Below are 13673 nucleotides of genomic sequence, written 5' to 3' on the forward strand. Positions count from 1 at the left end.
GGGAGGCGAGGGGTCATGTTCGTACGCGCGGTGTACGTCACCGGCGATCCGGCGAAGGTCGAAGCGGCCGTCAGGGCGCTGAACAGCGAGGGACGCGAACTGCTCGAAGAACGCCCCGAGTACCGGGGTGCGGGCGTCTTCGTCGACCGGGAGCTCGGCAAACTGCTCGCGGTGAGCTGGTGGGGCTCCGAGGCTGCCCGGCGCAACAGCGACCAGGTGATGCGTGAGCGGCGCGGGCCGATGCTGGAGCCGTTCGCGGGCACCGTGGCCGTCGAGAACTACGAGGTGGCCGTCTTCCACTCGGTGCAGCCGCCGAGGGCGGGCGGCGGTATGCGCTCCACCCGGGTGGAGTTCGACCCCGCCGACACGGACCTGTTCGCCGAGACGTTCCGCTCCTCGGCGATACCGCGGCTCGAAGCGCTGCCCGGCTTCGCCCGGTGCTCCCTGTTCGTCGACCGGCAGCGCGGCCGGGGCATGGTCGGCTCGCTCTTCGTCGACCGCGCCTCGATGGCCGCCTCGCGCGCCGGGCAGGCGGCGGCCCGGCGCGCGGATGCCGCCAAGGCGCATGTCGCCGTGGTCGGACTGGAGGAGTTCGAGGTCGTCCACGCGGACGTACACCCCGACTGACCAGCCCCGCACCGGAGTCGGGAACGCGAACGGCCGTCCCGCCCTGCGTACGGGGGGACGGCCGGGGTGGACCGGACTCTCGCCCGGCCCGTGCTGCGACTCCGCTCAGCCCATGTCGAAGGTGGCCGGGTCCGGGCCGATGCGCCGGTCCTCGTTGAGCGCGCTGATCGCCGCGAGGTCCTCGGTGTCCAGGCTGAAGTCGAACACCTGGATGTTCTCCTTGATCCGGGAGGGCGTCACGGACTTCGGGATCACCACGTTGCCCAGCTGGATGTGCCAGCGGAGCACGACCTGGGCCGGGGTGCGGTTGTGCTTCTGCGCGATCGCGACGATGGCCGGCACCTCCAGCAGCCCCTTGCCCTGGCCGAGCGGCGACCAGGCCTCGGTGGCGATGCCCTGCTCCTCGTGGAACTCCCGGGACGCGTGCTGCTGCAGATGCGGGTGCAGCTCGATCTGGTTGACCGCCGGGATGACCGAGGTCTCCGCGATCAGCCGCTCCAGGTGCTCCGGAAGGAAGTTGGAGACGCCGATCGCCTTGATGCGGCCGTCGGCGTGCAGCTTCTCGAACGCCTTGTACGAGTCGATGTACTTGCCCCGGGCCGGCAGCGGCCAGTGGATGAGGTACAGGTCCAGGTAGTCCAGGCCCAGCTTGGCCAGCGAGGCGTCGAAGGCGCGCAGCGTGGCGTCGTATCCCTGGTCGGCGTTCCAGAGCTTGGTGGTGACGAAGATGTCCTCACGCGGTACGCCGGAGGCGGCGATCGCCTTGCCGGTGCCCGCCTCGTTGCCGTAGATCGCCGCTGTGTCGATGCTGCGGTACCCGGCCTCCAGCGCCGTGACGACGGCCCGCTCGGCCTCGTCGTCCGGCACCTGCCACACGCCGAAGCCCAGCTGGGGCATCTCCACGCCGTTGTTGAGGATTTTCGGGGGGACCTTGCTCACGAGCTCTCGATCCTTAGGTTGTCGACAAGTGGTACTCCCATCGTCAACGATCACCGGCCCGGATGCATTCCTGACCGCGGAATCCGCCGGAAGTGACCGGCGGGTCAGCCGCCGTGGGCGGAGATTGGCCGGAAATGCATCCGACGTTATGGGTCCGGACCATTGACCGCGGTCGGTTTCTGCCGGGACTCTGGTGCGCATCGTCGGACGTATCGCTGAACCTGGTGCAGAGATGTGAACTTCTCTGTGGGGTTTCCGGCGGATCCCTGTGGAAGAGAAACCTCTCTCTGCGCTCTGAGACCCCCCAACCTCAGGAAAGCAGGTACCCATCCCATGAACGAGACGACCTCCGAGGACCGTCAACCGGAGCCCACCGCACCGCAGACATCGGATGAAAAGGTCTGGCGAAGCCCTGGTTACCAGGTCGTGGAGACCGCCCTGGAAGTGACCGGCTACGCCCTCGGCGACCGCTGATCCGCCCGGGCGGCCCGCCATGACCGTCACCCCCGTCCATGCCGGGACGGCCGCCGGCCCCTGGCCGGTCGCGGAGTTCACCGAACGGCTGCGCGCCGTCACCGCCGACCGCTACCACGACCGGCATCCCTTCAACCGGCGCATGCACCGTGGCGAGTTGACCCCGGCCGAACTGCGCCGCTGGATCACCAACCGCTTCCACTACCAGCGGCACATCCCCGTCAAGGACGCCCTGATCCTCGCCAAACTCGACCGTCCCGCACTGCGCCGTCCGTGGCTGCGCCGCATCCGCGACCACGACGGCACCGCCGACGGCGAGGGCGGCATCGAGCGCTGGCTGCGCCTCGGCGAGGCGGCCGGCATCCCTCGCGAACACCTGTGGGACAGCTCCCGGGTCCTGCCAGGGGTGCGCTTCGCGGTCGAGGGGTACGTCACCTTCTGCCGCCTGCGCCCCGCACTGGACGCGGTCGCCGCCTCCCTCACCGAACTGTCCGCACCCGGCCTGATGCGCACCCGCATCGCCGCCTTCGAACGCCACTACCCGTGGATCGACCCGGCCGGGCTCGCCTACTTCCGTACCCGCGTCGACCAGGGCGCCCGGGACGGCGCGGAAGCTCTCGCGCTGGTCCTGGCCTGGGCCCGCACCCGTGAGGACCAGCAACGCGCCCTGGCCGCGCTCGCCTACAAGTGCGAGGTGCTGTGGGCGCTGCTGGACGCGGTGGACCGGGGGGACACCGCGGGCTGGGGCGACGTCCAGGACGGAGGCGGGTGGTGACCTGGCGGCCGGTGCTCGCCCGCACGGTCGTGCTGCGCCACGACCGGGTGCGCTCCATCGATCTGCTGCTGTTGCCCGAACGCGTGGTCGTGCTGCACGGCCGGGCGGGCGGCGTGCTCCGGCTGTGCGACGGCAGCCGGTCGGTGACGGAGATCGTCGCCGAACTCGCCACGGCGTTCCCGGGCGCCCCGGTCGCGGCCGAGGTCCCGGAGTTCCTGACGGCGTTACGGAGAAGGGGGTGGCTGCGATGACCGACGCGGGGTCGGACCCGTCGGCCGGGGTCGAACCGCCCTGGGCGCTGCTCGCCGAACTCACCCATGCCTGTCCGCTGCGCTGCGGGTACTGCTCCAATCCGGTCGGACTGATCGGTCGGTCAGCGGAGTTGACGTCCGGGCAGTGGGCGGAGGTGTTCCGGCAGGCCGGTGAGCTGGGCGTCGTCCAGACCCATCTGTCCGGCGGCGAGCCGCTGCTCAGGCGTGATCTGCCCGAGCTGGTCGCCGCCGCCGACGCCGCCGGCCTGTACACCCAGCTCGTCACCAGCGGGGTCGGGCTGAGCGAGCGGCGGCTGGCCGGGCTGGTCGGCGCCGGGCTGCGCGGGGTGCAGCTGTCCGTGCAGCACGCGGAGCCGACGGCCGCCGAACGCATCGCCGGGGCCCGTTCGTTCGCGGCCAAGGAACGCGCGGCCCGGCTGATCCGGGCGGCGGCCCTGCCCTTCGGGCTGAACGTCGTCCTGCACCGGGGCAACCTGGACGCCGTCGAGGACCTGATCGCGCTCGGCGTGGCCTGGGGCGCGGACCGGATCGAGCTGGCCAACGCCCAGTACCACGGCTGGGCGGCCCGCAACCGCGCCGCCCTGCTGCCGCTGCCCGGCCAGGTCGAGCGGGCCCGCGAGACGGTCCTCCGCCGGCGCGAACTCCTGGGTGGAGAACCGGAACTGGTCTGGGTCACCCCCGATCTCCTCACCGGCACGGCGAAACCCTGCATGGGTGGCTGGGGCCGGATCTCCCTCACCGTCACCCCTGACGGCACCGTCCTGCCCTGTCCGGCCGCGGCCACCCTGCCCGGCCTCGACCCGCCCGACGTCAAGGAGCGTCGACTCGACTGGATCTGGCGGGAGTCCCACGCCTTCAACGCCTACCGGGGCGAGTCCTGGATGCGCGAGCCGTGCCGTGGCTGTGCCCTGCGCACCACCGACTTCGGCGGCTGCCGCTGCCAGGCGTACGCGCTCACCGGAGACGCCCGCAACACCGACCCGGCCTGCCGACACGCCCCCGACCACCACCGCCTGTCCCTGCGGCGGACCTCGGCTGCCGCCGCCCACCGAGAAGGAGGACCATGAAACGCCTGCGAGCCGCCCTGGCGGCAGTGGCGCTCACCACCGCCACCCTTGCCGCGCTCCCGGCGGCCGTACCCGCGCCCGCCCTTGCCGCGGCCGCCGCCCCGGCCAGGCCGCCGGCCGCCGCCACCGACTGGTCGACGGCGGTCGTGGACTCCACCATGGCGCGCTACACCCCGGCCACCATCGGCGGCTGGTCCTACCCGGTCGGCCTCTACCTCTACGGCCAGTACCTCACCTACCAGCGCACCCACGACGCCCGCTACCTCACCTACATCAAGAACTACGTCGACCGGTTCGTGAAGAGCGACGGCTCGATCGGCCAGTCCTTCGACAGCCTGGACAGCATGCAGGCGGGCCGGCTCCTGGTGATCCTGCACCACGAGACGGGCCAGGACCGCTACCGCAAGGCGGCCAAGAAGATCCGCGACCGCCTGAACACCTACCCGCGCACGAGCGACGGCGGCTTCTGGCACGCCGACACCAGCAGCCGCGCCCATCAACTCTGGTCGGACGGCGTCTACATGGTGAACCCGTTCCTCGTCGAGTACGGCAAGGAGTTCGGCGACAGCGCGTACACCGACGACGAGGCGGCCAGGCAGCTCGCCGTCTACGGCGGCCACCTCCAGGTCGCGAACGGCCTGCTCCGGCACGCCTACGACGAGTCGAAGAGCGCGAGTTGGGCGGATCCGCAGACCGGCCTGGCGCCCGAGCACTGGTGCCGCGCCGTCGGCTGGTACGCGATGGCGATCGTCAACGTGCTGGACGCGATCCCGGCGAACCAGCCCCGCCGCCCACAGCTCCTCACCATCTTCCGGAAGCTGGCGGCCGGCCTGGAGAAGTACCAGGACCCGGCGACCGGACGCTGGTTCCAGGTGATCGACAAGGGCGGCCGGAGCGACAACTGGACCGAGACCTCCTGCTCCAGCATGTTCACCTACGCGCTCTCGCGCGGCGCCCAGCAGCACTACCTCGACCCGCACTACGCGGACGTCGCGCGCCGTGGCTACCAGGGCGTCCTCGCCGAGCTGTCGGTCGGCGCGGACGGCCGTACGGACCTCGCCGACATCTCCGTCGGCACCAACGTCGGCGACTACGCGTACTACGTCGCCCGTACCCGGGCCGTGAACGACTTCCACGGTCTCGGGGCCTTCCTGATCATGAACGAGCAACTGCGAGGTCAAGTGTCATGAGCACAACATCCAGAAGGGCGGTTCTCGGGGCCGCGCTCGCCGGAGCCGCCACGGCCGCTGTCGGACTGCCCGCGACCGCCGCGCACGCGGCGTCCTGGCAGCTCAAGTGGCAGCCGTCGGCGAGCGGTGACGGACTCCGCGCGTTCGAGACCGTCGAGGACGACCGCGCCGACTCCCACCCGGCCGGACAGCCGCACATCTACGCCACCGGAGACAACTGGCGCTTCAACATGCACATGGTCGACCGGGACACCTCGACCGACCGCCAGCGCCAGGAGGTCACCGGCCTGCGCACGAGTTCCAGCAGCTACCTCAAGTGGAACGAGGGCCAGACCTGGCGGGTGACGTACTCGATGTACATCCCGAGCTCGCTGAAGGCGACCACCACCTTCACCCACATCATGCAGATGAAGCAGCCCGGCACCGGCACCTCGCCGATCGTCGTGCAGTCGCTGCGGCGGGTGAACGGCAAGCAGACCATCGAACTGAAGCTCGCGGTCGACGACATCCTCGTCGGCCGCACCGACCTCGACCCGCTGCACGACAAATGGACCGACGTCGACTTCCAGATCAAGGTCGGCAACGGCTCGGCGGGTTCGGTCCGCTGGATCCTCAAGTCCGGCGGAGCCACCGTGATCGACGCCTCGAAGACCGGCGTGGACACCTTCCTGGCCGACCGGGTCCGACCGAAGTGGGGCATCTACCGCTCCCTCGGCGACACCTCGGGCTCGCTCCAGGACACCTACCTGCTGCTCACCAATCTCCGTGGCTATCAACAGGTGTGAGGAACCGTCACCATGAAACCCCCCACCGCTGACCGGCACAGTGCTGCCGCGATCGTCCTCTTCGTCCTCGCCGTCGTCCTGGGGCTCTCCCACCCCGTGGCCCTCGCCGCCCCGCAGCCCACCGCACCCCGCGCCGCCGCCGTCTACGACGTGCGGGACTACGGCGCCAAGGGCGACGGCTCCACCAACGACAGCCCGGCCGTCGACAAGGCCATCACGGCCGCGAACTCGGCGGGCGGCGGCACCGTCCGCTTCACCGCCGGCACCTACAAGTCCAAGAACACCATCCACATGAAGAGCCATGTGACGCTCCAGCTCGACAAGGGCGCCACCCTCCAGGGCTCCAGCGCGGACACCTACGACAAGGCCGAGTCCAACCCGTACGACGCGTACCAGGACTACGGCCACAGCCACTTCCACGACGCGATGATCTACGGCGACAAGCTCACCGACATCGGCTTCGTCGGCCAGGGCGTCATCGACGGCGCCGGCAACCTGATCACCGGCAACCCGAAGACCGGCGAGGCCGACAAGATCATCTCGCTGACCCGGTGCGACGGCCTCCGCCTCGGCGACGGCCTCACCCTGCGCCGCGGCGGCCACTTCGCGGCTCTGATCAACGGCTGCACCAACGTGACGTCCGACCACCTGACCATCGACACCGCGAGCGACCGCGACGGCTGGAACGTCATCTCCACCACGAACGCCACGATCACCAACGCCACCATCCATGCCAACGACGACGCGCTGGTCTTCAAGAGCGACTACGCGCTCGGCGCCAAGCTGCCCAACGGGCATGTGCGGGTGAGCGGTTCGACCCTGGGCGCGAAGTGCTGCAACGCCCTGATGTTCGGCTCCGAGACCTGCGGTGACTTCTCGGACTACCAGTTCGAGAACATCCGCATCGACGGCGCCGACAAGTCCGGCCTCGGCATGGTCTCCATGGACGGCGCGAAGATCTCCGACGTCCACTACCGCGACATCACCATGACGAACGTCCACTCGCCGATCATGGAGAAGATCGGCACCCGGAAACGATGCGGCAACAGCCCCGGAGTCGGGTCGATCAGCGACGTCACGTACGACGACATCACCGCCACCGGCAACAGCCCCTCCTTCAGCCCGACCCTGTGGGGCGAGAACGGCCACCGCATCAGCGGGATCACCTTCGACAACGTCAACATCACGGTGCCCGGCGGCAACGGCACCATGTCCACGGGCGTGCCCGCCAACGACCCCACCGACTACAACCCGAAGGCCATCGGCACCCGGCCCGCCTACGGCTGGTACCTGCACAACGCCGACCACGTCCAGTTCACCGACAGCAGCGTGAAGTTCGCCGCCGGCGACGGCCGGCCGGCGGTCATCGCCAACGCCGCCAGTGACATCCGCCTCACCCGCTTCACCGCACAGAAGGGCAGCGGCTCGCCGTACGACGTCGGCCTCCAGGACGTGACAGGAGCCTGCCTGACGGACAGTCACAACACCTCGGGCGGCGCGCTCCGGGTCTCCGGCGGCCAGGACTGCTCCGGTACGGCCGTGAAACCGCTCGACCTGGAGAACCCCCGCCAGGACTTCCTCCGCGCCTCCGCCGGCGGCCTCTTCCTGCACTGGGGCCTGCGCACCGCCCCCGCCCACCCCAGCTGCACCGCCTGGGAGAACGACGTCACCAACGGCGGCTGGACACCCGACTACTGGGTGAACGAGGCCCAGAAGCTGCACACCCAGTACCTGGTCCTCGCCACCTTCCACAGCCGCCTCGGCTACGCCCGCCCCTGGCCGTCCAAGATCCCCGGATCCTGCTCCACCAAGCGGGACTTCCTCGGTGAGCTGATCACCGCCGCCAAGGCCAAGGGCATGAAGGTCATCCTCTACATGACCAACGACCCCCAGTGGCACGACGAGGGCGGCCACGAGTGGCTCGACTCGGCCGCCTACTCCGCCTACAAGGGCAAGAACGTCGACCTGACCACCAACGACGGCTTCGGGCAGTTCAGTTACGACAACTTCTTCGAGGTCATGGACCGCTATCCCGACCTCGGTGGCTTCTGGATCGACAACGACAACGCGTACTGGGAGAGCCACGACCTCTACCAGCAGATCTACGACAAGCGGCCGAACTACACGCTGAGCAACAACAACGAAGACACGCCGATCATGGACATGATCAGCAATGAGCAGAAGACGGGGATGACGCCCGACTACGACTATCCGCAGGCCGTCTACACCGCCCAGCCCCGCCTGACCGAGGCCGACTTCAAACTGCCCTCCACCGGCGCCTGGTGGTACGACGGCTCCGACCCGGCCGTCGACAAGAAGCTCACCCTCGGCCGTCTCGTCACCAACGTGGGCTCCTCCGTGAAGGCCCTGATGGCCGAGACCGCCCAGGTCAACGGCAAGTTCCCGGCCAACCAGGCCGCCTTCAACACCTTCGCGAACACCTATCTCGACCAGATCTGGGAGTCCCTGCACGGCACCGAGGGCGGCGGCTACATGTACGGCGGCCTCAAACCGGGCTTCTGGAACGACGGGGCGCACGGCGTCACCACGATCGCCAAGGACGACCCGAACCGGCAGTACATCCACGTCCTCACCCCGCCCACCACCAGCACCCTGCGCGTCCGCGACAACGGATACCGCATCGCCGCCGTCACCGACCTGCGCACCGGCAAGGCGGTCTCCTGGTCGCAGTCCGGCGGAGTGCTGACCCTCACCGGACTCGGCTCCTGGGACCCGTACGACACCGTCTTCAAGGTCACCACGGCCGGCCGTCAGGGCATCCTCAGCGGTGTCAAGGTCACCGCGAGCGCCGCCGCGAGCGGGCACGCGGGCTCGGCCGCCGGCGACGGCGACTACCTCACCTACTGGGACAACAACAAGACGCTGCCCGTGAACCTGACCTTCGACCTCGGCTCGGCCAAGAAGGTCCAGTACATCGGCGTCAACCAGCGCGAGGACTCGGTCGCCTACGCCCGCTCCGACACCGAGCAGTCGGCCCGCATCAAGGCGTACAAGATCTTCCTCAGCAACGACGGCACCACCTGGGGGAGCGCCGTCAAGAGCGGCGAACTGCCCAGCAGGCGCGGCATCCAGGGCATCGACCTCACCGCCGCCACCGCCCGCTACGTCCGCGTGGAGGTGGACTCCACCTGGGCCGCCTCGACCGACACCACCCGCTACAAGCGGCTGCGCATCGACGAGGCCTGGATCGGCACGTCGTACGCGACACCCGCGAACGGAGTACGCCCGTGACCCGGATCAGAACCCTCACGGTGGCCGCCGCCGCACTGCTGGCCGCCTCCGCGGTGCCGCTCGTGGGCACCGCCCACCCGGCCGCCGCCTCCGACAACGGCCTGTCCGTCCGGCCCGCCATGGGCTGGAGCAGCTGGAGCTATGTCCGCCGCCAGCCCACCGCGGCCAAGATCGAGGCCCAGGCCGACGCCCTGGTCGCCAGTGGGCTCAAGGACCACGGCTTCGTCTACGTCAACCTCGACGACTTCTACCAGAAGTGCGACTCCAACGGCTTCACCGTCGACTCCTACGGCCGCTGGGCCGTCGACCCCGCCAAGTTCCCCGACGGCATCAAGGCGGTCGCCGACTACGTCCACGCCAAGGGCCTGAAGTTCGGCTTCTACGTCACCCCCGGCATCGCCAAGAACGCCGTCACCAAGAACACCCCGATCGAGGGCACGTCGTACCACGCGAAGGACATCGCGGACACCTCGAAGACCGAGAAGAACTACAACTGCAAGAACATGTACTACATCGACTACTCCAAGCCGGGCGCCCAGGAATTCGTCAACTCCTGGGCCAGGCAGTTCGCCTCCTGGGGGGTCGACTACCTGAAGATCGACGGAGTGGGCAGCCAGGACATCCCCGACGTCCAGGCCTGGTCCAAGGCGCTGCGCGCCAGCGGACGGCCCATCAACTTCGCGCTCTCCAACAACCTGCCCATCGCCGACGCCCCCACCTGGAAGTCCCTGGCCAACAGCTGGCGCACCCAGGGTGACGTCGAGTGCTACTGCGGTCCCGGCGACAACGGCAGCGGCTATCCGCTCACCGACTGGTCGCACGTCTCCGCCCGCTTCAACACGGCCGCGAACTGGCAGCAGTACGCGGGCCCCGGCGGCTGGAACGACCTGGACTCCCTGGAGATCGGCAACGGCGACCAGGTGGGCCTCACCGCCGACCAGCGGCGCTCCCACTTCACCCTGTGGTCGATGGCGGCCGCCCCGCTGCTGCTCGGCACCGACCTCACCCATCTGGACTCCGTCGACAAGGCGATGCTCACCAACGACCGGCTGATCGGCGTCGACCAGGACGGGGTGGCGGCGAAACGGATCGTGAACAGCGGCGTCAAACAGGTGTGGAGCAAGAAGGAGAGCGACGGACAGTACGTCGTGGCCCTCTTCAACACCGGCACCTCCGGCAACTCCACGGTGAGCGTGGACTGGTCCCAGGTCGGCTTCTCCGGCTCCGGTGACGTCACCGACCTGTGGTCCGGCTCCCACAAAGGCACGGTCGCCGGCACCTACAGCGCGACCCTGCGCCCCGGCGAGACCCGGCTGATCCGCGTCAGGCCGGTCGGCTCCCTCACCGCGGCGGCGGCCTCACCGGGCTTCGCGGTCGCCCCCTACGAATACCTGGGCTGGGGCTCCCCGCAGAACCCGACCTCGGTGATGTCGGCGACGGGCGTCAAGTGGTTCACCCTCGCCTTCGTGCTCTCCGACGGCACCTGCAACCCCAAGTGGGACGGGTCCCGCGCGCTCACCGGCGGCGACGACCAGTCGAAGATCAACGCGATCCGGGCGGCCGGCGGCGATGTGATCGTCTCCGTGGGCGGCTGGAGCGGGAACAAACTCGGCGAGAAGTGCTCCAGCGCGAGCGCCCTCGCCGGGGCGTACCAGAAGGTCATCAACGCCTACAAGCTCAAGGCCCTCGACATCGACATCGAGAACACCGAGTGGTCCAACGCCACCGTCCGCCAGCGGGTCGTGGACGCCCTGAAGACGGTCAAGGCCGACAACCCCGGTCTGAAGACCGTCATCACCTTCGGCACCACCAGCAGCGGCCCCGACTCCACCGGCGTCGACATGATCAAGCGGGCCGCGAACTCCGGGCTCGCCAACGACGTCTGGTGCATCATGCCGTTCGACTTCGGCGGCGGCTCCACCACCATGGGCAGCCTCACCACCAAGGCCATGGAAGGCCTCAAGGCCCAGGTGAAGTCGGCGTACGGCTACAGCGACGCCACCGCCTACGCCCACATCGGTCTGTCCTCGATGAACGGCAGGACCGACGACTCCGGGGAGCGGGTCCGCGTCGCCGACTTCAAGACCATGCTCGCCTACGCCCAGCAGCACCACATCGGCCGCCTCACCTACTGGTCCGTCAACCGCGACCGGGCCTGCGGCTCCGGCGGCGACGGCGACGCGTGCAGCGGAGTGTCGCAGCAGCCCTACGACTATCTCAAGGTCTTCGCCCAGTACACGGGCTGAGGGGAACAACAGCCATGAATCTCAGGAGAGTTCTTCCCTACGGCCTGGCCGCGGCGCTCGCGCTGCCACTGGCCGGCCTCAGCCAGGGCACCGCCGTCGCGGCCACCGACTACCAGGCCGAGGACGCCACCATCTCCCAGGGCGCCGTCGCCACCAACCACACCGGGTACACCGGCACCGGCTTCGTCGACTACACCAACATCAAGGGCTCGTACGTGGAGTTCACGGTCAGCGCGGCAACCGCCGGCACCTCCGCGCTCGCCCTGCGCTTCGCCAACGGCACCGACACCGACCGGCCGCTGGACATCTCCGTCAACGGCACCGTCGTCGCCTCCGGCGTCTCCTTCCCGGCCACCGCCGACTGGAACACCTGGGCGACGAAGACGGTGAACGTCCCGCTGACCGCGGGCAGCAACAAGATCCGCGCCACCGCCACCACCGCGAACGGCGGCCCCAACCTCGACAAGGTCGGCGTCGGCACGGCGGCCGACACCCAGGCCCCCACCCGCCCCGGCCAGCCCTCCTGCTCGGACATCGGCGAGGACGCGCTCACCCTCGCCTGGGGTGCCGCCACGGACAACGTGGGTGTGACGGCGTACGACCTCTACGAACACGGCAACAAGATCGGTGAGGCGCCCGGGAGTTCGACGTCGAAGACCCTCACCGGGCTCGCCCCGAACACCACTTACGACCTCACCGTCATCGCCCGCGACGCGGCCGGCAACACCTCGCCGGCCAGTCCCGTCGTCGACTGCACCACCGAACCGAGCAGCGACAGCACACCGCCCACCGCACCCGGCACCCTGACCGCGACCGGCATCACCGCGAACACGGCCGACCTCACCTGGGGCGCGTCCACCGACGACCGGGCCGTGACCGGGTACGACATCCGCAGCGGGACCACCGTCTACAAGACGGTCACCAGTGGGACGTCCACGACCCTCACCGGCCTCGCCTGCGACAGCCCGTACACCCTGGACGTGGTCGCCCGGGACGCGGCCGGGAACGTCTCCCAGCCGAGCAACGCCGTCACCTTCACCACCAAGGCCTGCGCCACCGACGGCGGTGTCCCCTCCTCCATCGCCACGCTCTCCACCGGCTGGACCATCCCCTGGGGCACCTACTGGATGCCCGACGGCAAGACCGCACTGGTCACCGAGCGGGACGACTTCCGGGTCTGGAAGACGACCAAGGACGGCACCCGCACCCAGGTCGGGACCGTCCCGAACGCCGTCACCACCAACGGCGAGGGTGGCCTGCTCGGCGTCGCCGTCGACCCCAAGTGGGAGACCAACCACTACGTCTACTTCATGCACACCGCGGACGAGGGCAACCGGGTCGTGCGCATGACCTACGACGGCACCAAGCTCAGCGACTACAAGATCCTCCTCCAGGGCATCAAGAAGAACCGCTACCACAACGGCGGACGGCTCCTCTTCGGCCCCGACGGCTACCTGTACGTCTCGACAGGGGAGGCCCAGACACCGGACCTGGCACAGGACAAGAACTCCCTGAACGGCAAGATCCTGCGGATGACGACGGACGGCAAGCCGGCCCCCGGCAACCCGTTCGGCAACTACGTCTACAGCCTCGGCCACCGCAACCCGCAGGGCCTCGCCTTCGACCGCAACGGGCGCCTGTGGGAAGCGGAGTTCGGCAACAGCTCCAAGGACGAGCTGAACCTGATCAAGCCCGGCGCCAACTACGGCTGGCCGACCTGCGAGGGCACCTGCTCGGTCGCCGGGATGACCAATCCCAAGGCCACCTGGAACGTCTCCGAGGCCTCCCCGAGCGGTATCGCCATCGTCCGCAACGTCGTCTACATGGCCTCGCTGCGCGGCGAACGGCTCTGGCGCATCCCCATCAACGGCGACACCGAGAGCGTCGGCACCCCGACGGCGTACTACGTGGGAACGTACGGCCGGCTGCGGACCGTGACCAAGGTGCCGGGCGCCGACCAGCTGTGGCTCTCCACCACCAACTGCGACAACAACGGCAACGAGCCGGACGGATCCGACAAGATCTTCCGGGTCAGTATCAGCTGAC

11 protein-coding genes are annotated in these 13673 nt (G+C 69.3%); 10 read left to right on the top strand and 1 reads right to left on the bottom strand.

What is annotated here, in order from left to right; genetic code table 11:
- Nucleotides 1-15: 15 nt before the first annotated feature.
- Nucleotides 16-627, top strand: a complete 612-nt coding sequence (locus tag OHB00_RS41890) for a hypothetical protein (RefSeq protein ID WP_406442960.1) — start codon at nucleotides 16-18, stop codon at nucleotides 625-627.
- 105 nt (nucleotides 628-732) lie between these two features.
- Here the strand turns inward: OHB00_RS41890 and OHB00_RS41895 are convergent, their stop codons facing one another.
- Entirely contained in the window at nucleotides 733-1524 is a 792-nt protein-coding gene (locus tag OHB00_RS41895; RefSeq protein ID WP_406446208.1) for an aldo/keto reductase, read from the bottom strand.
- Nucleotides 1525-1899: 375 nt separating this feature from the next.
- Between OHB00_RS41895 and OHB00_RS41900 the strand changes: the two genes are divergently transcribed.
- The 9 genes from OHB00_RS41900 to OHB00_RS41940 are packed head-to-tail and all read left to right on the top strand — an operon-like array spanning nucleotide 1900 to nucleotide 13672.
- Nucleotides 1900-2040 carry a pyrroloquinoline quinone precursor peptide PqqA gene (locus OHB00_RS41900; protein WP_406442962.1) on the top strand — a complete coding sequence of 47 codons (141 nt, stop codon included), beginning with the start codon at nucleotides 1900-1902 and terminating at the stop codon, nucleotides 2038-2040.
- A gap of 19 nt (nucleotides 2041-2059) precedes the next feature.
- Entirely contained in the window at nucleotides 2060-2815 is a 756-nt protein-coding gene (pqqC, locus tag OHB00_RS41905; RefSeq protein ID WP_406442964.1) for a pyrroloquinoline-quinone synthase PqqC, read from the top strand.
- Nucleotides 2812-3066 carry a pyrroloquinoline quinone biosynthesis peptide chaperone PqqD gene (gene pqqD, locus OHB00_RS41910; protein WP_406442965.1) on the top strand — a complete coding sequence of 85 codons (255 nt, stop codon included), beginning with the start codon at nucleotides 2812-2814 and terminating at the stop codon, nucleotides 3064-3066. Before pqqC ends, pqqD begins: the two co-directional genes overlap by 4 nt.
- Nucleotides 3063-4154 (top strand): pyrroloquinoline quinone biosynthesis protein PqqE, encoded by a 1092-nt coding sequence (pqqE, locus tag OHB00_RS41915; protein WP_406446210.1) that lies wholly within the window; start codon nucleotides 3063-3065, stop codon nucleotides 4152-4154. Before pqqD ends, pqqE begins: the two co-directional genes overlap by 4 nt.
- Nucleotides 4151-5344 (top strand): glycoside hydrolase family 105 protein, encoded by a 1194-nt coding sequence (locus OHB00_RS41920; RefSeq protein ID WP_406442967.1) that lies wholly within the window; start codon nucleotides 4151-4153, stop codon nucleotides 5342-5344. The genes pqqE and OHB00_RS41920 overlap by 4 nt, the downstream gene beginning before the upstream one ends.
- Complete coding sequence (locus tag OHB00_RS41925; RefSeq protein WP_406442969.1) at nucleotides 5341-6129, top strand: heparin lyase I family protein; 789 nt, start codon at nucleotides 5341-5343, stop codon at nucleotides 6127-6129. The genes OHB00_RS41920 and OHB00_RS41925 overlap by 4 nt, the downstream gene beginning before the upstream one ends.
- A gap of 12 nt (nucleotides 6130-6141) precedes the next feature.
- Complete coding sequence (locus tag OHB00_RS41930; RefSeq protein ID WP_406442971.1) at nucleotides 6142-9381, top strand: glycosyl hydrolase family 28 protein; 3240 nt, start codon at nucleotides 6142-6144, stop codon at nucleotides 9379-9381.
- Nucleotides 9378-11627 carry an alpha-galactosidase gene (locus OHB00_RS41935; protein WP_406442973.1) on the top strand — a complete coding sequence of 750 codons (2250 nt, stop codon included), beginning with the start codon at nucleotides 9378-9380 and terminating at the stop codon, nucleotides 11625-11627. Before OHB00_RS41930 ends, OHB00_RS41935 begins: the two co-directional genes overlap by 4 nt.
- A gap of 14 nt (nucleotides 11628-11641) precedes the next feature.
- Nucleotides 11642-13672, top strand: coding sequence for a PQQ-dependent sugar dehydrogenase (locus OHB00_RS41940; protein ID WP_406442974.1), 2031 nt, complete (start codon nucleotides 11642-11644; stop codon nucleotides 13670-13672).
- Nucleotide 13673 lies beyond the last annotated feature (1 nt).

The organism is Streptomyces sp. NBC_00631 (assembly GCF_045206895.1).
Classification (GTDB): domain Bacteria; phylum Actinomycetota; class Actinomycetes; order Streptomycetales; family Streptomycetaceae; genus Streptomyces.